16 protein-coding genes and 2 pseudogenes are annotated in these 18900 nt (G+C 41.2%); 8 read left to right on the top strand and 10 right to left on the bottom strand.

The features are described 5' to 3' along the window. Positions 1-11 precede the first annotated feature (11 nt). The 6 genes from OKC24_RS11945 to OKC24_RS11970 all read right to left on the bottom strand — a co-directional run bounded on the left by OKC24_RS11945 (position 12) and on the right by OKC24_RS11970 (position 4722). On the bottom strand, positions 12-1073 hold the full coding sequence (locus tag OKC24_RS11945; RefSeq protein ID WP_131276997.1) for an NADH:ubiquinone reductase (Na(+)-transporting) subunit F: 1062 nt from the start codon (positions 1071-1073) through the stop codon (positions 12-14). Positions 1074-1085: 12 nt separating this feature from the next. Then, positions 1086-1451: a phenol hydroxylase subunit P4 gene (locus OKC24_RS11950; protein WP_131276994.1), complete on the bottom strand. Its 366-nt coding sequence runs from the start codon at positions 1449-1451 to the stop codon at positions 1086-1088. A 77-nt stretch (positions 1452-1528) separates the two neighbouring features. Further along, positions 1529-3067 carry an aromatic/alkene/methane monooxygenase hydroxylase/oxygenase subunit alpha gene (locus tag OKC24_RS11955; RefSeq protein WP_265465280.1) on the bottom strand — a complete coding sequence of 513 codons (1539 nt, stop codon included), beginning with the start codon at positions 3065-3067 and terminating at the stop codon, positions 1529-1531. Positions 3068-3126: 59 nt separating this feature from the next. Continuing rightward, entirely contained in the window at positions 3127-3396 is a 270-nt protein-coding gene (locus tag OKC24_RS11960) for an MmoB/DmpM family protein (RefSeq protein ID WP_086185130.1), read from the bottom strand. Positions 3397-3408: 12 nt separating this feature from the next. Continuing rightward, positions 3409-4413 carry an aromatic/alkene monooxygenase hydroxylase subunit beta gene (locus tag OKC24_RS11965; RefSeq protein WP_131276987.1) on the bottom strand — a complete coding sequence of 335 codons (1005 nt, stop codon included), beginning with the start codon at positions 4411-4413 and terminating at the stop codon, positions 3409-3411. Between the two features lie 18 nt (positions 4414-4431). Further along, positions 4432-4722: a phenol hydroxylase subunit gene (locus tag OKC24_RS11970; RefSeq protein WP_131276984.1), complete on the bottom strand. Its 291-nt coding sequence runs from the start codon at positions 4720-4722 to the stop codon at positions 4432-4434. Between the two features lie 391 nt (positions 4723-5113). Here OKC24_RS11970 and mobR point away from each other — a divergent pair, with 391 nt between their 5' ends. The 3 genes and pseudogenes from mobR to OKC24_RS11980 form a co-directional block, all read left to right on the top strand. Then, positions 5114-6799, top strand: coding sequence for a phenol degradation transcriptional regulator MobR (gene mobR, locus OKC24_RS11975; RefSeq protein WP_131276981.1), 1686 nt, complete (start codon positions 5114-5116; stop codon positions 6797-6799). Positions 6800-7528: 729 nt separating this feature from the next. Next, a pseudogene (locus tag OKC24_RS20115) lies at positions 7529-7699 on the top strand (phage integrase central domain-containing protein); the annotation flags it as partial. Positions 7700-7719: 20 nt separating this feature from the next. Next, positions 7720-7854, top strand: a pseudogene (locus OKC24_RS11980) (hypothetical protein); the annotation flags it as partial. A gap of 65 nt (positions 7855-7919) precedes the next feature. Here the strand turns inward: OKC24_RS11980 and OKC24_RS11985 are convergent. The 3 genes from OKC24_RS11985 to OKC24_RS12000 all read right to left on the bottom strand — a co-directional run bounded on the left by OKC24_RS11985 (position 7920) and on the right by OKC24_RS12000 (position 11993). Continuing rightward, on the bottom strand, positions 7920-9329 hold the full coding sequence (locus OKC24_RS11985) for an aminotransferase-like domain-containing protein (RefSeq protein WP_131276978.1): 1410 nt from the start codon (positions 9327-9329) through the stop codon (positions 7920-7922). A 209-nt stretch (positions 9330-9538) separates the two neighbouring features. Beyond that, positions 9539-10543 carry a cytochrome d ubiquinol oxidase subunit II gene (gene cydB, locus OKC24_RS11995; protein ID WP_131276975.1) on the bottom strand — a complete coding sequence of 335 codons (1005 nt, stop codon included), beginning with the start codon at positions 10541-10543 and terminating at the stop codon, positions 9539-9541. Positions 10544-10547: 4 nt separating this feature from the next. Then, complete coding sequence (locus tag OKC24_RS12000) at positions 10548-11993, bottom strand: cytochrome ubiquinol oxidase subunit I (RefSeq protein WP_131276972.1); 1446 nt, start codon at positions 11991-11993, stop codon at positions 10548-10550. Between the two features lie 292 nt (positions 11994-12285). Here OKC24_RS12000 and OKC24_RS12005 point away from each other — a divergent pair, with 292 nt between their 5' ends. The 4 genes from OKC24_RS12005 (at position 12286) to OKC24_RS12020 (ending at position 15950) form a co-directional block, all read left to right on the top strand. Further along, on the top strand, positions 12286-13107 hold the full coding sequence (locus OKC24_RS12005; RefSeq protein WP_131276969.1) for a hypothetical protein: 822 nt from the start codon (positions 12286-12288) through the stop codon (positions 13105-13107). Positions 13108-13176: 69 nt separating this feature from the next. Continuing rightward, positions 13177-14829 (top strand): nitrite/sulfite reductase, encoded by a 1653-nt coding sequence (locus tag OKC24_RS12010; protein WP_131276967.1) that lies wholly within the window; start codon positions 13177-13179, stop codon positions 14827-14829. 1 nt (position 14830) lies between these two features. Continuing rightward, the gene (locus tag OKC24_RS12015) at positions 14831-15247 is read left to right on the top strand and encodes a CidA/LrgA family protein (RefSeq protein ID WP_131276964.1); all 417 of its coding nucleotides are present in this window, start codon (positions 14831-14833) and stop codon (positions 15245-15247) included. Further along, positions 15240-15950, top strand: a complete 711-nt coding sequence (locus tag OKC24_RS12020; RefSeq protein ID WP_131276961.1) for an LrgB family protein — start codon at positions 15240-15242, stop codon at positions 15948-15950. The genes OKC24_RS12015 and OKC24_RS12020 overlap by 8 nt, the downstream gene beginning before the upstream one ends. Positions 15951-16030: 80 nt before the next feature. Here OKC24_RS12020 and OKC24_RS12025 read toward each other — a convergent pair whose 3' ends face one another. Then, positions 16031-16219, bottom strand: a complete 189-nt coding sequence (locus tag OKC24_RS12025) for a hypothetical protein (RefSeq protein WP_131276958.1) — start codon at positions 16217-16219, stop codon at positions 16031-16033. Positions 16220-16729: 510 nt separating this feature from the next. On the opposite strand from OKC24_RS12025, the gene OKC24_RS12030 reads away from it, so the two are divergent. Beyond that, positions 16730-18820 (top strand): TonB-dependent siderophore receptor, encoded by a 2091-nt coding sequence (locus OKC24_RS12030; protein ID WP_265465308.1) that lies wholly within the window; start codon positions 16730-16732, stop codon positions 18818-18820. Positions 18821-18900 lie beyond the last annotated feature (80 nt).

An 18900-nucleotide genomic window follows, 5' to 3' on the forward strand; every position in this document is an offset into this window, starting at 1 on the left:
TTGTGATGTTGCTATATGTGTCTAAATAGCGCTGAGCGAGAGGCGGTTGTTGCACCATCAGCGGCACTTAAGAAGCGTTCGGTATGAATATCTTTTTCAAAGAGACGGCTTTGCATCAGTGTTGAAATAGCCGCATCAATCATAGGTGGCGGACCGCATAAATAGGCTTTATGACCACTGCATTTATTTTCAAAATAATCTGCCACCGCTTCATGTACAAAACCTGTAAATCCTGTCCAGTGATCTTCTGCTTTGGGCGCATTTAGTGCAGGTATGTAACGGAAATTTGGATAGTCTTTGACTAATGTTTCAAACATTTCATGGTTGTAGAGTTCAGACACATCACGCGCGCCTTGGAAAAGATAGATGGTACGTGTATCACCTTGTTCCAAAAGGTCCAAAATCATGGATTGCGGGCTAGAGAGACCAGAACCGCCCGCAATAAAGATGGCATCTTTTTCATCGGATTTACGGACAAAGAATTGTCCATAAGGTCCTGAAACTTCAAGTTCATCGCCCACTTGCAGGGTTTCATGCACATAAGTGGTGGCTGCACCACCTTGTACCTGACGAATATGCAACTCAATTACACCTAATTCACTCGGTGCATTGGCAATTGAAAATGCACGGGTCCCTTCAATATTCGGCAATTGAAGATTGATGTATTGCCCAGCCTGAAACTCCATTGGACGGTCAATCTGTAAACGCACACCTTTAATGGTCGGTGACAGTTGTTTGATCTCTAAAACTTTAGCTTGGTAGTCTTGGACTAAATAGCCAAGGAAATCCTCGTCCTCATCAACATCGGCTTCAATCACCATGTCAGATTCAGGTTTACAACAGCAGGCAAGCACTTTATTTTCTTCGCGTTCAATGTCCATGAGTGCAAAGGGCGAGGCTTCACCGACATCATAAAAACCGTCAGTGACCTGAACTTTACAGGTACCACAGGTGCCATGACCACAGGCGAATGGCAGCCAAACCCCTTGACGTAAAGCGGCGTCTAAAATGGTTTGATCTTCTTCTACTTCAATGGTCATGCCTACAGGTTCAATCGTGACTTGATAACTCATGATATTTCTCCCTTATACATGCGTGCCGTTGTAGCCATCTAAACCGGGTGTTACAAAGCGCAGGAGAGATTTATGATCAAAATTTAAATCAGCCAAAGTTTTAGAAAAATCGATATCTGTCAGGCGTTCGCGATTCAGGGTGAATTGTACTTTTGACCAATCGATATGCTCAAAGTCTGGGTGTTGATTGAAACCCGCTTGAATTTGCTGATCAATCAAATCTTGTAAACTTTGCTGTGGTGAGACGACAAAAGCATGTGCGGCACAAAACAGCGTGTGATGATCCCATCCCACATAGAGCAGCATGTTGTCGCCGTAATTTTTTTGTGCATCACGTGCATCAAATTCATAATTTTTTTGAATCGCTTGTACTGGCATGAGAAAACTCCTAAATTCCTTGAGTGTGAAGCCATCTCAAAATGTGTATTCATGAGATGACTTCTGATCCTTTTTACTTATGCAACGTGACCTTTCCATTTTTTCCAACGTTCTTGGTCTGGAGAACCTTCAATATCCATGTTGTCTGAACCAACATTAAAGTTGTAGTAATCACGTAAAATGCTTTCTAAATCAGGACCGCCACAATTGCCTTGTAAAATTTGATTCACTGGCAGCCACGCTTGAATATATTTTTCAGGTTCACGTTCAAAAATGTCATGACATCCGTCTGAACAAGTGTGGTAACGCTCGCCTTTATAAATACTGTCACGGTAACTGAACATGGTTGGATCACCATCCATTTCAGTAAAGGTCATTGGAATCTGGCAAATTTGGCACAGTTGCGGTAAGCCATTGCTATAGAAGCGTTTACCTTCAGCTTCCAACTTACGCGCCAACTCCCATTTCGGACGGTAATATTTGTCGAAGGTGTCTGGATATTTCTCAGATAACCAATCCATTTCTTCATCGGTTGGAATCCAAGTATGGAAGCCAGCAGCATGACCGAAGTTATAGAAAATCCACCAAGCTTGATGTGAAATATGCTCTTTTTCTTTCACAATCACGTCGGAATATTTCGGCATACGAATACCGTAACGGCTGAGGTCTTTAAACAATGCACCGCCAGCTTCTTCGAAATAGGTTTCCCATGCTTCTTTCCAAGACATCACTTTGTTTGGCAACATGTAATCCATCATCATGCCGACAATAGACAGCAGGCGAGTACCGCGCCAGAACCATTTATCAATCCATTCCTGAACAATCGGCACGTTGTCTTCATGTTGTTCCAGTAGGAATTTTACGATTTCCAAACCTAAGGTCATGTGACGTGCTTCATCGGACTGCGCACTAAAACCGAAGGTCACGGTTGCCATATCACCGTTGTAGGCCGCACCTGACATAAACGGCACGAACAATAAGTTAGTCAGAACGTATTCAAAAGAGAAACTAATCGCCAATAAGAATTCGAATGGGCCTGCTGAACGCGCATCTTCAAAGAATGATTTTGGTACGGAGAGATACCAAACACGGTCATGCATGTGCGCCCAGTCTTGGAAGCCATCAAAGAATTTGTTGTAATGGCTCATGGCATGAATTTGCGTTTGCACATGACGCAGTTCATCAATCGATTGCATTTGTGAGGCAATTCGTGCGCCGATTCCGCCAAACTGACGACCAACATGTGCATAACCCTGATATGCCTGATATTCCAGTGGCGTTACAGCTGTTAAAAATAGTTTAATGGCATTTAAATAGCGTTCATTACTGACATTCATTTGACTATTGTTTTGAGAAAAGGCATCAAAAATGGCATACAATTTTTTCTCTTTTTCTGACTGATACTTCCAATATGAATCCATGGTTAAACGGAATGGATCTTCCCATTTTGACCAGTCTGTAATTTTAATGCCTTCAAATTCTTCGTAAGGAAAAGCCTCTTTACGATCTGCATAGGAAAAATCCCAATCCAGATCACGAGTCAGCATACGGTAACGGTCTTTCGCATTGAGTTTTTTGGTTGCTGTTTTTGTCGCATTTTGTGCTTGGCTATTCATCTTGATCATCCTTTTCAATCTGTTGAAGCGATCAGCTTCTTATGTTTTTCCGTGTAGGCTTAATTCCATTGCAACGTGAAGGTGTCATCATCTTCATCAACGTTGCCACCTAAGGTGATCATGTTGAGTTGCAGTTCTTGAATATCCCAATCTTGTCCTAGTTTTTCAGAGACCGTTTCAGCACGAACCACTAATTTTCCGAGGTTTTCCACACGAATCATGGCAGGAAGGTATTGAATGGTAGCTTCTGGGTTATCTTGCTCAATTGCTTCAATGATGTAGCGTGAGGTATCGTTATCTTGTAATGCCAAATAAACTTTAGAGCTCATGTTTGCGTATCCTTATGCAACTGAATCTAATTCTGAGGTTAAACCGGCTTTTTTACTGCGCTCTGCAATGACCGCTAAGCCATTGGCTATAGATGGATATCCAAGAGCGGTATTTGACCATGCACTAAAGGCTTCAGTCACTTGAGGTAAAAGTGTGTTTATCCAACCCTGAATTAAGGTTTTATTTTCTTCAGATTCAGCAATGGCTGTTTTTAAAACAGGGTCTGACCATTTGCGTAAATCGGTTAAACAGTCCTTCATAAATTCAGTCAGCATTGCCACATCACGTGCGCCGTGTTCAACTAACCATTGATCCAGTTCACCGTAAACCAGAGCTTGCATTAAGCTGTCGATGATTAGGTTTTGCAGGATATATAGCTTGAACCAATCTTGTTCCGTTAAGCTTTGTTCACACAGTTTGCGCAGTGGTTGCCAAGAGGTATCATTCATCCAGCTATCTTTGGCTTGTTGTAATGATTCACCAGTATTGCCATCAATGAGTAAGCCAATACGAGAGAGATATTGCGCCATGCCCAAACGATCCATTGCCGCAAAAATACAAGCTTGAGTAATGACTGTGCCATAACCATAGGCACTGCCTGACATCATGTGTAGATTGGCGGTTTGTTCGATATAACGAAACGGTAATAAGCAAGTGATGATTTTCTGTTTCACTTCATCACTTAGATTTTCAATCAAATGGCGTTTTTCAAAGAATGAGTAATTGCTTTCAGCGGTCTCTTGTAAACGTGCACGATGCTGTACATATGCACCATAATAAAATTGACGCGGATCTTTAAATACATACCAGTCTTGCATTTGTAACGCTGTATGGGTGTGATCATTTAAAGTTTTGTCTGGTTTCCACAATGGGCGATAATGAAAATTGGTTGTACCTTGTACATCAAAACTGACTTCTTGATAACGAGTCGCAGGTTTTTTACCAAAACGACGCTCGATATAGGCATAGGTTTGACGAATCGGTTCTAAGTTGGAGGTTTTAATTTCTAAAGTCATCACGATTTCCTTATGGGCTTAAGATGGATCTTCTTGATCTAAATGTTCATGGGCTTGGCTTAAAATGGTGGGTTCAACGCCATAACGCCATTTATCTTCTTGTGCATCATTCCAAGCTTGCTGGGCTTCAGTCATTTCAATGACATGATTAATTTCACAGAAATGTTGAAAGGCTTGCTGAGGGAGAATAAGTTCGACAAAAAGTGTTGGGTCGTGGATTGCGAAGTCAAATTCAACAAACTTGGCATGACGGTCGCCTGTTATACGAATGTATTTGGTGAGCTGGTCATGTTGTAGCGCTTGAGTCATTGGAATCATCCTTTTATCTCTACACTGAAATCATTTCAGTGATGCAACCTTGCATTTATTGATAGAGATATATCAAAACTCATGCCAACTTTTATTAATTATTATTAATCAAATATTTATAATTTTTATCTGCTTTGTTTATATCATTTGAATGATAAAGATTCATGGAATGATGAACATAAAAATGTTTGATTTCATCAAATAATGAATGATTAGGCGAAGAATTTGAAAATACTTTTTATAGGTCAAGTGATATATATCTATATAATTTTATAGGTTTAATTTAAAAATACCTTATAGGTATAAAGTTATGACAATAAGATTGTAAAGCTTTTTCGTTGGATGTGGGTAAGATAGGGGGAGACCTATAGCCAAGGATGGATATTCAGTCATGCCTAAAGCCAAAGATGCGAATTTTTATACTCAAATTTTGGAGAAAAACAAAGACATTCAGGATTTATTGGATAAAATTCAGTTTGATAGCCAGCATGGAAAAATTTGGTTTGAAGAAAACCGTATGTTGCTGATACATACCAGCATCATGGGCTTTTTAAGAAAAGATTTGTATAACATGCTGGGCTGGGAACGGACTAAGCGTTTTTTTATTCGTTTGGGGTATCAGGCGGGTGTGAGGGATGCAGAAGTCACTTCTAAATTACGTCCGAATTTAAATGAAGCTGAAGCATTTATGGCTGGACCGCAAATGCATGGTATTCGCGGCATGGTTCAAGTTGAAGTCAATGAACTTCAATTAAGTCATGATGAGCATGAATTTTATGCAGATTTTAACTGGCGAAATTCATTTGAAGCGGAAGTTCATTTAAGTGAGTTTGGTGCTTCGGAAGAATCGGCTTGTTGGATGCTATTGGGTTATGCCTGTGGTTATAGCAGTCTGGTCATGGGGCAAACTATTATTTATCAGGAAACCCATTGTGTTGCCAAAGGGGATGATTGCTGTCGAATTATTGGTAAACCTTTAGAGGAATGGGAAAATGCCGATGAGCTGATCCAGTTTATGTCACCCGATCCAGTGTCTGATGAATTAATTGCCTTACAGGCGGAACTGAATGAATTAAAGAAAAATATCTATACAGATATAGAAGCAGACTACACCATGTTCAATTCTATTGGTGAATCAGTTGCATATCGTAAAGTCTGTGATCTTTTGAAAAAGGCAGCAGGCAGCAAGGTTGCTGTATTACTGCAAGGTGAAACTGGGGTGGGTAAGGAAGCTTTTGCCCGAGGGATTCATGAAGGCAGTTCCCGTAAAGGGCAGCCATTTGTTGCTGTAAATTGTGCCTGTATTCCGCCAGATTTAATTGAAGCGGAACTTTTTGGTGTAGAAAAAGGTGCATTTACAGGTGCAACGCAAACTCGGAGTGGAAAATTTGAACGGGCTCATCAAGGAACTATTTTTTTAGATGAAGTGATTGAACTTTCACCACGCGCTCAAGCCGCTTTATTGCGGATGTTACAAGAAGGAGAGTATGAGAGAGTTGGTGATCATCAAACTCGAAAGGCTGATGTCCGTTTGGTTGCAGCCACCAATGAGGATTTGGAACAAGCCGTGAAAGATGGGCGATTCCGTGCCGACTTATATTATCGCTTAAACATCTTCCCCGTTATCATTCCGCCGCTGCGTGAGCGCCGTGATGATATTCCATTATTGATTACGCACTTCTTATCACGTTTTGAAAATATGTATGGAAAGACTTTAAAAGGTTTAAGTGACAAAGCCAAAAACTTTGTAATGACTTATGAATGGCCAGGTAATATTCGTGAGCTTGAAAACTTATTAGAGCGGGCGACCTTACTGACGGATCATCAGCAGGAAATTAAACTTAGTCATTTGTTTCCGCAGATTAAAGAGTATGTTGAAACAAAGCCTGAAAAAGTGGACTTAGATGCCGTGATACAAGATGGCTTTTGTCTGGAAGATCATGAAAGGCAACTGATTTCTATCGCAATGCAAAAAGTGAATCATAATGTTTCTGAAGCGGCCCGGGTATTGGGTATTAGCCGAGCGGCTCTGGATTATCGTTTAAAAAAGCAGGCTATTCATGGTAAGAAAGCGTAGATTTCAATGAAGTACAGCTTGATTGTTATGATGGGTTTTTTTAAAGACAAATTTTCCAAGATTGCTTGATATGGCTTAAAGCCTTCTAAAATGAATTTAGCAATCAATTTGATGAAGTCTTCAGGATTAGTAAATATTTTATAGCATTCAATGAATGGATGAATGCTAACAAAATGGGTTGGTGGTTTTTGTGAGCGCTGAGCACACCATTTTCCTGTTTTATCCCATCCAAAAAATTAAAAATAAATAACTTGCGTGGTTGGCTTGTTTGATACTGTCCGATGGTATTTTCGTTTATTTCAGTTTTTTACGCTAATCAAACATTTACTGCAGGGATTTACCGTAAAAATGCCAAAATGAGTTTTAACTCTTACAGATACATAAATACGATCGGCTTTAAATTCACACCAAAAATTATCAGTTAAGATTCAAATCAAACTCGCAGATGGCAACGGTCTATTCTTTATCATTGATAAAAATGGGAACGCATATTGAAGATGGGGTTATACTCGGCCCATAGCTAAAAAACTAACAGTATATCTTTAGGAACGTATCCAGAAATATCTTTATCAAGTGCTAGGGTAAACAAGCTGATTGTAGAAAGTTGCTTGCCCAAAATATTGATCAAGCAACTCAAAAGCAACGTGAAAACGAATTTAAACAAATTCAAAAAATACATTTAAATTAATAGCAGATGAATAGCGAAAGGCAAAAGAGTTCGAGTCAAGTATTCAACGTCGAAATAATTGTGTTTTGGGGACGTTATATGCTGCAATTGGTAATTATCAAATAGACAGTATTGCACCATCGCAAATTTTAGAAGTATGCCGACTGTATGAGCGGCAAAGAAAAATAGAGTCAGCAAAGCAAATGAGGAGTAAGGCCTCTCAAGTCTTTCGATATGCAAAGGCATTTAAACCGGCGGCAAGCGTATTTCTTATAGCGCGTGCTGTTGTAAAAGATAGTTTCAACTCGCTGCCTAAATTGGCTCTTTAATTGGTGATAATGCAGGCTTCCTCAACTTCGCAAAAATCAAAGGCTCACACACTGCCATGGTTTGTATGGCAATCGAGTTTAAAGCTGCAAGTATGATGATCTATCTGTTTAAACAAATTAGCTGTCAAGATCGTAATCCTATTTCTAAAATTTGTACGATCATTAGATCAAGTGCTTGAATGATGGTTTCATTCATTTCAAATGAACAATTGATACGGATGTGGTTCTGTTTTTTATTTTCACGATAAAAGAGAATACTTGGCGCGATACCAATATTGTTTTGGATCATGCTTTCGTAAATTCGGCTGCTGTCTGCTTCTTCAGGCAGTGTCACCCACAAAAAATAGCCTGATGGATAATAATGCACGGTGCAATTTTCGGGTAAGTTTTTGCTGAGGTATTGATAGTATTGATTTTTAAGCCGTTTTAAGGTTGTACGCAGGCCTTTTAAATGTTTTTCATAATGACGGTGTGAGAGGTAATCGACTAAAGCATTTTGAATAAATGAGTTTACAGAGATGGTGCTCATCAATTGTAGATGCTGTATATGTTCAGAAAATTTTCCCGCATAAACCCAACCGACACGGAAACCAGCCCCCAAAGTTTTGGAAAAAGAAGAACAGTGCAAGACCATGTTTTGTTGATCATAATACTTCATGGATAGAGGCCGTTTTTGATCATAATAAAGCTCTTCATAGACATCATCTTCAATCAAATAAATTTCATGCTGATGCAGCAATTTAGCCAATTCAAATTTAATCTCGTCACTGACTGTAAATCCAATCGGATTATGGCTGTTCAGCATCATTAAACAAACTTTAATTGGATAGCTTGTAATGGCTTTTTTAAAGGCCTCTATATCCAGCCCAAGTTCTGGGTGTTCTGGAATGGTAATGACCTTTAAGCCCAGATTTTCAGCTGCTTGCCAGGCTCCATAGAAAATCGTTTCTTGCAGCAGAATATAATCACCTGCCTGAGTCATGGCTCTTAAAGACAGATTTAAAGCATCCAGTCCGCCAGAGGTAATCACGATGTCAGAGGGATCGGTGGGAATGCCTTGCATGCAATAGCGTTGAGCGATCAGTTTTCTGAGCTCGTAGTTTCCCGGCGGTAAGCTCGGCATTTGCTCATAGCCGACGCGGTATTTTGCCTGTTGCGCCAAGGTTTGCATCAGCTTCGGAGAATAAAGCAGTTGGCTATCGGGAAAAGCGCTTCCTAAGGGAATAATTTTTTCAGATTGAATGGATTTTAAATAACGGAATACCAGTGAGTTAATTTCAATTTTGTCATTCACAATGACTTTTTTTGCAAGGGCAGCTTGAATAGGATTCTCTGCAACAAAGTAACCTAATTTTTCTTTTGAATAGATCAGTCCTTGAGCTTCCAGTTCCTGATAGGCATTCATGACTGTAATTAAGCTAAACCCTGAGATTTCGACTTGCTGCCTTAAAGAGGGAAGCTTCTCATGGGCTTTCCAAGCCCCTGTTTCAATCAGATGTTTTAGGCTTAAGGCGAGTTGTTCTGATTTATACATAAAGTGACATGCTCATATGAGAAAGGGATAGCAATGATTCCACTGCTATCCAAGGTTTTATCCAATATGCTTTTAATAGGCCAAGCTGAGCAGCAGTCTAAAAATTCCTGCAATTAAGCCTAGGGACAGGAAACCAAAACACCATAATAATATGAACCATGCCGCAGGATTCAAACGATTTTGTATTTTTTTCATCAGGGTCACCTTGCTTAATGATAGCCTTCATCACCGATACGCACTTTGTCACGGAATACCCAGTAGGACAAAAAGGTATAAACCAGAATAATCGGGATTAGAATGACAGCACCGATCAGTGCAAATCTCATACTTGATTCAGGAGCAGCAGCTTGCCAGATGGAAACAGCTGGCGGAATAATGTTGGGCCATAAACTAATCACAAAACCCGTAAAGGCTAGAAATACCAGACCCAGCGTTAAAACAAAGGGCTGCGCATCTTTTCGCTGCGCGCATGCTTTCAAAATAAGTCCAGAGCAGATCAGCACCAACACAGGTACAGGACTGAAATAGAACAGATTCGGTAAGCTAAACCAGCGCTGCGCAATTTCAGGATGGCTGATAGGTGTGTAGATACTGACGGCGCCAAAGACAATCAATAAGGTAATAATGAGCTTCGGCATCAGCGCATACATTTTCGCTTGTAAATCTGCCTCGGTTTTCATGATGAGCCATGCGCAGCCTAATGCGCTATACATGATAACCACACCCAAGCCTACAAACAAAGAGAATGGAGTCAGCCAGTCGAGTGAGCCGCCACTATAAATGCCATTTTGTGTTTCAATTCCTTGAATGTACGCGCCGAGAATTACCCCTTGGAAGAAGCTGGAGAAGAATGAACCCCAAATAAAGGCTTGATCCCATAGCGGCTTGCTGCGATGGGCTTTAAAGCGGAATTCGAAAGCCACGCCTCGGAAAATCAAAGCCACCACCATAAAAATGATGGGTAAATACAAGGCAGATAGCACGGTGGAATAGACCAGAGGAAAGGCTGCAAATAAACCTGCACCGCCTAAGACCATCCAGGTTTCGTTGCCATCCCAGACAGGGGCAACGGTATTCATCATCACGTCACGTTCTTGCTGGCCTTGAATAAACGGGAACAGTATGCCAATCCCGAGATCAAAGCCATCCATCACCACGTAAATCAATACGCCTAAGCCAACAATACCGACCCAGACCAATGTAATATCAATCATGATGCTACTCCTTATTTGCAGGGGTTTGGCTTGCTGAGCCATCAATTGCTTCATCGACAGCACTCAATGGCCGCATCGGAGTTTTAAAATGCCCAGGACCAGCAAGCTGCTGATCAAGGCTGTCTATATGTACAGGACCTGCCTTGATTAATTTCAGCATGTAATAGATACCTGTGCCGAAAACCACGGTATAGACCAGCACAAAAATAATCAGACTGAGACCGACTTGTTCTGCAGTCACGGTATGCGATAAACCGTGCTGGGTGCGAATCACGCCATAGACCACCCATGGCTGTCTGCCGACTTCCGTGGTCACCCAGCCTGCGAGTAAGGCGATATAGCCTGTAGGCCCCATAACGGCGGCAAACTTATGAAACCAGCGGCTTTCATATAACCGGTCTTGTTTACGCAGCCATAAAGCAGTCAGTGACATCAACACCATCAGCATGCCGAGCCCCACCATCACGCGGAAACTCCAGAACACGGTTGGAACAGGCGGGCGATCTTCAGGAGCGAAGTCTTTTAAGCCTGTGACTTTGCCATCCATGGAATGGGTTAAAATTAAGCTGCCTAAATTCGGGATGCCTAACTCAAAGGTATTACGCTCATTCTCCATATCGGGTAAAGCGAACAACAGTAAAGGCATACCATGATCATGATTGGTTTCCCAGTGACCTTCAATGGCAGCCAATTTAGCCGGTTGATGTTCAAGGGTATTCAGACCGTGCTGATCGCCAATCACCACTTGCAGGCAGGATGTGACGAGCACCATCCAAAGCCCCATGGAGAAGGATTTCTTGACTAATGCGTCGCGGCGGCCTTTGAATAAATGCCATGCAGCTGTACCCACAACCAATAAGGAAGATACAAGGAAAGCCGCGGTTGCCATATGAGCAAAGCGGTAGGGGAAGGATGGATTAAACACAATGGCCCACCAGTCAGAGGGGACAATAATGCCATTTTCGATGGCAAAGCCTTGCGGGGTCTGCATCCAACTGTTGGAGGATAAAATCCAGAACATGGAAATACAGGTGCCAATGGCGACCATCAAGGTCGCAAAAAAATGTGCCTTAGGGCCAACACGCCCCCAACCGAACAGCATGATGCCGAGAAAGCCGGCTTCAAGGAAAAAGGCGCTCAGCACTTCATAAGTCAGTAATGGACCAGTGACCGAACCGGCAATGCGAGAAAATTCACTCCAGTTGGTACCGAACTGATACGCCATGACAATGCCTGAAACCACACCCATGGCAAAGGCGACGGCAAAAATTTTAATCCAGTATTTGAACAAATCTTTATAAATCGGGTTTTGAGTGCGCAGCCATTTCCATTCCAGCAGCGCCAGAAAGCAGGCTAAGCCAATCGAAGTGGCGGGAAAGATGATGTGAAAAGAAACTGTAAAGGCAAATTGAATTCGAGCGAGTTCTAGTGCAGTCAATCCAAGGCTCATAGAAGCCTCCATTGCTGGCTGAGGCATCTAATCGCGGATAACCCAAGGCTAACTGGATAGGAGGTATAAAAAATGATAGATCGTTTCATTAAAACTACCCACTTTGAATAATTAGCCTGATTTTGCAGGACACAGAATTCAAGATGTAGGTACAAGAACGTGTCATATAAAATATAACAGGGAGTGTGGATAAAGGTGATCTGTTATATTTATACAGTACAATTCTGTAGCTACTGCTGATGTGAAAAAGAATTAAAAATAACAACTATAAATGGAGCTGGATGGTGCTGAAATGTTTGTTACAAAGAGTCTGAATAAAATTCCTGAGATTATTGAACAAGGTTTTTTGTCTGAAAAACTGAAACAGAAATTGATTCAGAAATTCGTCAATTTAGAAGCAACACTGCTGCGTGCAAAAGTGCTGCGCGAACTCTCCAAGGCGAAAGCAGATTATATTGTGCAGTCTGCGATTCAGAATGAGCAATCAAGTTTAGCCTATCTGTTTGCTCCATTTATTCTGGGAAATCTAAATCAAACGGCCATCTATCATAGCCAGGCAACAGCTCCTGTACTGAATCTATTAAGCCGATACTATCAGGCTGAGAAAAAGCAGCACTTAAAAATTGATGATGTGCTGGGAGCCTTAAATATTTATTTAGACCTGTATGATACCGACTTGGATGATGTTGACTTCTTTTATTATGCATTGCTGCATGCCTTATGCAGAGCAGATATTTCCCAGATTTTTTTAATTACGCACTTAAAGCTTGATAGTCAAAAAATTGCTGAAATTGAACAGTTTTTTAAAATTAAGATTAACTCTATTCATATTGATCCGTTAGACAAAATTATGGACAGTACTGAACTCAATATGCGCAAATTGTTCTTTAAAAACAAAGATCAGCAATATATCGATTTATGTGAAAAATTTTCCAAACTCAATGCACAGTTGCTATCTGTGAGTGGTCATTATAGTCAGGCTCAAGCCAAGCAACTGGTGGAGGATATGTTTTATGCAGAGCATATTTATGAAAAGTTATCGGTTTATGCCGAGTATATGCAGACCTGCCTACAACATGGCGGGTCCCGAAAGCAGGCAAATTTTTTAGCCTAATTTATATTTTTGATACTCCGTTCAAAACAGCTTTTCTTTTATATTGATGCATATACATAGGCCGCTCAAATGTTTTTATATACAGACTTTGATCAAAATTTATTAAACGAACGTGTCGCACAATTCCGCGATCAAACCCAGCGTTATTTAGAGGGGAAACTGACTGAAGAAGAATACCGTCCATTGCGATTGCAAAATGGTTTGTACATTCAACGCTATGCGCCCATGCTGCGTTTGGCAGTGCCTTATGGCTTAATGAATTCGAAGCAACTGCGGAAAGTGGCTGAGGTTGCGCAGAAGTATGACCGTGGTTATGCGCATATTTCAACGCGTCAAAATATTCAATTGAATTGGCCGCAGCTTGAAGATGTTCCTGATATTTTGCAGGAACTCGCTGCGGTACACATGCATTCTATTCAGACCAGCGGCAACTGTATTCGAAACACAACCACAGACCAGTATGCAGGTGTCATTGAAGGGGAGCTCACAGACCCGCGTCCCACCTGTGAATTGATTCGCCAGTGGAGTACCTTCCATCCTGAGTTTTCATTCCTACCACGTAAATTTAAAATTGCGGTTTGTGCACACCCTGAGCAAGACCGTGCTGCTACGACCTTTCATGATGTGGGAGTCTATGTGGTGGAAAATGAAGCAGGGGAGTTGGGCTATCAAATTAAAGTCGGTGGTGGGCTTGGGCGTACACCTTTAGCGGGACATGTTATTAAGCCATTTTTAGCCCGTGAAGATTTAATTGCTTATTTAGATGCCATCATGCGTGTCTATAATCTGCATGGCCGCCGTGATAATAAATACAAAGCGCGTATTAAAATTTTAGTGAAAGCCCTGACTCCAGCTGGCTTTGCGGAAAAAGTGGAAGCTGAGTTTGCACATACTCAGACTTTACTCAAAGTTCAGCCCAGTGTTTTAGCGCAAATGGATGCAGTATTTCGACCGTTTGCCTACGAACCTTTAGATGCAGAAAATTTTGAGGCTTTGTTCCAACAGTATCCGAAGTTTAAATACTGGTTCAATATCAATACCCATGCACATAAAGTAGCGGGCTACCGAATAGTCACAATCAGCTTGAAACGGGTGGGTGTGGCGCCGGGAGATATGACTTCTGATGAGATGCGTTTAATTGCCGATTTGGCTGACCAATATACCTTTGGTGAACTCCGAACCACGCATGAGCAAAATATTGCCTTAACTGATGTATGCCAAAAGGATCTGTTTGAACTGTGGCAAGTCTTGGATCGCGGCAATTTGGCCCGTGCGCATATTGGCTTTCTGACCGACATGATTTGCTGTCCAGGCGGCGACTTTTGCTCGCTGGCCAATGCCAAATCTATTCCAGTGTATGAAGCGATTGCCCGCCGTTTTGATGATCTGGATGCTTTATATCATTTAGGCAAGGTCGATCTGAACATTTCAGGCTGTATGAATGCGTGTGGGCATCACCATGTTGGCAATATTGGCATTTTAGGCGTTGATAAAAAAGGCGCTGAATATTACCAAATTAGCTTAGGCGGTAACTCAGATCATGATGCTTCCCTCGGTGATATTTTAGGTCCATCATTTCCTGCAGAAGATATTCCCGATGTGCTCGAAGAAATTCTAAATACTTATCTAGATCTGCGTTTGGAGCAAGAATCCTTTTTGGAAACCTACAAACGTGTCTCGATTCAGCCGTTTAAAGAGCGGGCTTATGCGGATATAAATTGAGATGTTGCATGACCGAAGTCGGCTGAAGAAGCTAAAAACTGCGAGCTGCCAAATCATCATTATTTTGGCTGTTTGGAGCTGTGCTTATGTCTTGCAAAAGCTGTTGAATTTGCCTGTGGCATCTGGGGTGCTTGGTTTTTTTCTGCTGTTGTTCTTACTTGAAATGAAGTGCTTGAAATTAGCCTGCGTTGAGCGCGGCGCCGATCTGTTACTGGCTGAACTGCTGCTATTTTTCATTCCGCCTGTGGTCGGCGTGATTCAATATCAGGATTTATTGATCGCCAGTGGTTGGAAAATTCTGCTGGTGATTTTAATCAGCACTGCTTTGGTGATGATGGTTTCTGTATATAGCGTGCGGTTGCTGTTAAAGCAGCCAGAGCTCAATCAAGAACCAAAACAGGAAGATCAGCATGACTGAATTCTGGGGGCTTTTTTACTTGGTTTGGACTGTGCTGTGCTATTTCATGGCAAAGCAGCTTTTTGTTCGAACACAAAAAATTTATTTATCGCCAATTATTGTCGTTCCTGTTTTGAGCATCGTGCTGATTTTTATGTTACATCATCAGTTTCAAAACTATTATCGCTATACCCGGTATTTGGTAGCGATGCTTGGTCCAATCACCGTAGCTTTTGCGATTCCTGTATTTCGCTATCGCAACATGATTCAGCAGCATTTTAAAGTGTTGCTCTTCAGCTCCAGTCTCGCCATGTTGGTGGGCATTTTCAGCAGTTGGTTTTTGGCGAGCCTGTTGGATTTTGATGACATCGTTAAAAATAGTTTGTTGGCGCGTTCCATTTCAATTCCCTTTGCTTTGGTGCTCACCGAAAAAGTGGGTGGCTCTATCAGCCTGATTCCGCTATTTACCGTAATTACAGGTTTGGTCGGCATGTTGCTGGGAGACCTCCTCTTGCTTTGGATGAAATATAAAAATCACCTTGCTTCGGGCGCGGCACTGGGCAATGCCGCACATGCTATGGGCATAGCTCGGGCTAGACAGCGGCATGACTTGGAAGGCGTCATTGCCAGCCTCTCAATGATTATTTCAGGAATCATTATGGTGCTATTTGCTCCCACAGTGATTGCGCTGACGAGGTACATCCTTGGTGCTCTATCGTTTTAAATCAATAAGGAATCGCAGATGAATCCGATGTCACATGCAAAGACAACTTTAAGTGCTAAAAGCTATTAAGTATTAATCAGTTAATTTTTTATTGCAGTACATGCTGTGAGCTCAGTTTTTCTGGCAGTCGGCCATTTTTCTGTTGATGCATAATCAGTCAATTCTAATTTAGTCGAAATCTGCCTGAAACAATCCTGTGCAGTAGGTGAGCCTTTTAAGTGAACAAGCGCGGGCTCGGCTGTGCCTTCCATATCAAAACGAATATTCATTCGGAAAACCCTTTGTCAGGAATGCTGTTATGCCGATTAGGTAGACAGTTGATTTCTAAGCCTCAGCCTAATCTTGCATTCGTCAACGGAGATGATCTGCTGTTCAGTATAAAGGTGATAGCGGGAGGGATTAATTTCTAAAAACTTATATATCTCCATGAAGACCATGCATAAATTCAGGGCGGAAATACTTTTCCTTCTAAGTACACACCTTTATTTAATCCTGATGAATTAACCTCATCACTGATCCTGAAGCGATCCTTCAATTTGCTGAGCTTGGTGCCATTTAAGTTTTATTTTTAATTGGCTTAGAAATGAAACTATCAAAACTATGGGGGTTAAGAAAATAAATATTCGGCCTAGGGCAGCATGAAACTGGGAATAGCTAGACTATTTTCTTTAAAATACTTCATAGACTCAATAAATATGGGTGATAAATAAAAATCATTATCAATTAGATTTTTATTTTTTTATACTGCGGCAGTTTATTTTCATTAATTGTGTAGCCAAATGCCATACAAATTCTCCCCGTTAAGTTTAGCAATATTAGCAACCATTAACGTGTCGGCTCATGCTCAGGCAACGGATACTGAAACGGCTCAAAGTTTACCGACGATAACAGTTCAGGCGCCAGCCGAACAAAAGGAAAATGAAGAGTATACTGCAAAAACCGCATCCTCTGTATTGCGTTCAAATGATCCTTTATTTGAAACTGCACAATCTATTAGTGTCGTAACGAGTGAGCAGATTCAAGAAAAACAGCTTAAAACTGTTGCCGAAGCTTTAGAAGGCGTTGCCGGTGTTACATCAGGTTCATATGGCCGCCGCGGCTGGGATGATTTTATCATTCGTGGCCAAATTTCGAGTGCGCAAACCTATGTTGATGGATTACGCGTACAAACTTCAACAAATGTCTTAAGATCTGAAGATATTAGTGGGTTGGATTCTATTCAAGTTGTGAAAGGCCCTACTTCTGTGGGTTTTGGTTTAGCTTTGCCAGGGGGGCTAGTGAATTTAACGACAAAGCGCCCTGAAGCGGAAACGTTTTATCGGACCAATTTAAGCTATGGCAGTTATGGGCTTAAAGAAGGTACATTTGATATTAACTATGCGCCAGATCAAACTGAAAAAGGGGCATTTCGTTTCGTTGGCCGTGTGTCTGATCAAGATGATCCGACAGATTATGTATATTTTAAAAATCAGTATTTAGCATCATCATATAATTTTGATTTAAATGATAAAAATGATCTTTCTGTGATTGCGAGCTATCAGCACAGAAAATATATTCGAAATCAGGGAATTCCGCAAAACTACCAAAATTATGGACGTAACTTCTTTATTGGAGAGCCTGATCGCTATTATGATGTGGACGTATATCGCGTAGGCAGCAATTTCACTCATTATTTTGATAATGATTGGATTTTTAAGCAGAATTTTGCTGTGACGAAAAATAGCAGCTGGAGTAACTCAGTTTTTGCGGCTTCTGGCGCAACTTTCCCAATTGTGAAACGGCAAGTCAATTATCAAGATAAGCAGGATACTAATTTTGCATTAGATAATTATCTGCAGCGGAGTTTTAAAACGGATCATATTGATTACGAGGTGACAGCCGGAGTTGATATGATGAAAGAGCGCAGTGACTACTATCAGCGTGTTGATAACGTAAACCCGATTGATGCTGATAACTTAGAGTATGGCATTAGCACTACGATGCAAGGCAAGCCGTCATGGAATTTGACCTATAATCAATATACGGGGCTTTATTTAAGAAATACCATTAAAATTGATGATCAATGGATTTTAGGCTTATCTGGACGCCATGATTGGACGCAAGTGAGTGTTGAAAACCAAATAAATAATACAACCGTACAAAACTCGGATAACGCATTTACGGGCAGTGCATCATTGATGTACCGCATCAATGATTTCTTTGCGCCCTATATTAGCTATTCAACTTCATTTATGCCTGTGACCGATACTGGCGCGAATAGTACATTACTTGACCCCGAAGAAGGTAAACAAACCGAAGTTGGTATGAAGTTTCAAGGAATTGACCAACGTTTACAAGGGTATATCGCTTACTACGATCTCACGCGCCGCAATGTTACAGAAAATGACTCAACTCTAGGCTATTCAATTCAAACCGGTGAGCAGCAAACTAAAGGCTACGAAGCAGAATTATCTGCAGCTCTGTCTGACCAATGGCATGTATCCGCTGCCTATAGCTATATTCCCACTGCTGAAGTCACCGAAAGCTTAACCAGCAGTGAGATTGGGAAGCGCATTAATCATGTCCCTAAAAATGCAGCATCATTGTCTAGCCAATATTATTTTAGCCCAGATAAACTGGGATGGAATATGGGGGCAGGAGTACGCCTTCAAGGGGAGCGAACAGCACAGCGTGGAACATATTTTGTCCATATGCCGAGTTATACGTTATTTGATGTGAATGCTGGTTACGATGCTCAACGTTGGGGCATGGGTTTAAGCATTAAAAATTTATTTGATAAAGATTATATTCAAGGTACAACACCCAATGCCCAGTTGCTCAGTTTTGGCAGCCCGCGCACTTTTCTCTTTAATGTGAAGTTTAAATATTAATCAGTTCTTGTTTTTCGTCCATTGAACATTTTGTAGTTAAATTTAACCATATATTTTTGAGGAACTTTGATTTGAACGAT

It is taken from the genome of Acinetobacter entericus, from assembly GCF_026168575.1.
Taxonomy (GTDB): domain Bacteria; phylum Pseudomonadota; class Gammaproteobacteria; order Pseudomonadales; family Moraxellaceae; genus Acinetobacter; species Acinetobacter bouvetii.

Bases quoted from the DNA above. Each gene is read 5' to 3' on its own strand.
- OKC24_RS11945 (WP_131276997.1), bottom strand. From the start codon at position 1,073: ATGAGTTATCAAGTCACGATTGAACCTGTAGGCATGACCATTGAAGTA.
- OKC24_RS11950 (WP_131276994.1), bottom strand. From the start codon at position 1,451: ATGCCAGTACAAGCGATTCAAAAAAATTATGAATTTGATGCACGTGAT.
- OKC24_RS11955 (WP_265465280.1), bottom strand. From the start codon at position 3,067: ATGAATAGCCAAGCACAAAATGCGACAAAAACAGCAACCAAAAAACTC.
- OKC24_RS11960 (WP_086185130.1), bottom strand. From the start codon at position 3,396: ATGAGCTCTAAAGTTTATTTGGCATTACAAGATAACGATACCTCACGC.
- OKC24_RS11965 (WP_131276987.1), bottom strand. From the start codon at position 4,413: ATGACTTTAGAAATTAAAACCTCCAACTTAGAACCGATTCGTCAAACC.
- OKC24_RS11970 (WP_131276984.1), bottom strand. From the start codon at position 4,722: ATGACTCAAGCGCTACAACATGACCAGCTCACCAAATACATTCGTATA.
- mobR (WP_131276981.1), top strand. From the start codon at position 5,114: ATGCCTAAAGCCAAAGATGCGAATTTTTATACTCAAATTTTGGAGAAA.
- OKC24_RS11985 (WP_131276978.1), bottom strand. From the start codon at position 9,329: ATGTATAAATCAGAACAACTCGCCTTAAGCCTAAAACATCTGATTGAA.
- cydB (WP_131276975.1), bottom strand. From the start codon at position 10,543: ATGATTGATATTACATTGGTCTGGGTCGGTATTGTTGGCTTAGGCGTA.
- OKC24_RS12000 (WP_131276972.1), bottom strand. From the start codon at position 11,993: ATGAGCCTTGGATTGACTGCACTAGAACTCGCTCGAATTCAATTTGCC.
- OKC24_RS12005 (WP_131276969.1), top strand. From the start codon at position 12,286: ATGTTTGTTACAAAGAGTCTGAATAAAATTCCTGAGATTATTGAACAA.
- OKC24_RS12010 (WP_131276967.1), top strand. From the start codon at position 13,177: ATGTTTTTATATACAGACTTTGATCAAAATTTATTAAACGAACGTGTC.
- OKC24_RS12015 (WP_131276964.1), top strand. From the start codon at position 14,831: ATGTTGCATGACCGAAGTCGGCTGAAGAAGCTAAAAACTGCGAGCTGC.
- OKC24_RS12020 (WP_131276961.1), top strand. From the start codon at position 15,240: ATGACTGAATTCTGGGGGCTTTTTTACTTGGTTTGGACTGTGCTGTGC.
- OKC24_RS12025 (WP_131276958.1), bottom strand. From the start codon at position 16,219: ATGAATATTCGTTTTGATATGGAAGGCACAGCCGAGCCCGCGCTTGTT.
- OKC24_RS12030 (WP_265465308.1), top strand. From the start codon at position 16,730: ATGCCATACAAATTCTCCCCGTTAAGTTTAGCAATATTAGCAACCATT.